Source organism: Paraburkholderia sp. SIMBA_053, from assembly GCF_046534895.1.
GTDB lineage: Bacteria > Pseudomonadota > Gammaproteobacteria > Burkholderiales > Burkholderiaceae > Paraburkholderia > Paraburkholderia caledonica.
Genome location: NZ_JAWRXU010001613.1, coordinates 1 through 239, shown reverse-complemented (window position 1 = coordinate 239; position 239 = coordinate 1). Strand labels below are relative to the sequence as shown.

At 63.6% G+C, this 239-nt stretch carries 1 protein-coding gene; it reads right to left on the bottom strand.

The genetic code is table 11. The features are described from left to right. On the bottom strand, positions 1 to 239 hold a 239-nt coding region (locus SB753_RS41005), incomplete at both ends, for a TraB/GumN family protein (RefSeq protein WP_410805672.1).

Below are 239 nucleotides of genomic sequence, written 5' to 3'. Positions count from 1 at the left end.
GCAGCAATTGCAGCACGCCTTTGCGTCCGCCAAGATGCAACGCGCCGATCGCCACGAATACAGGCTTGGTGGGCGCGGCGATCAGCAGCATCCGCGAGACGAAGCGCCGGTTGCGCGCGTAGACGATTCTTTCGTCGATCGAATTCGACACGCGTTTGTCGCGCGCGAGCTTTTCCGTTTTCGCGGCCTCCCATGCGGCGATTGCATCCGCATCGCCGACGCGCCACAGGCGGTGCAAC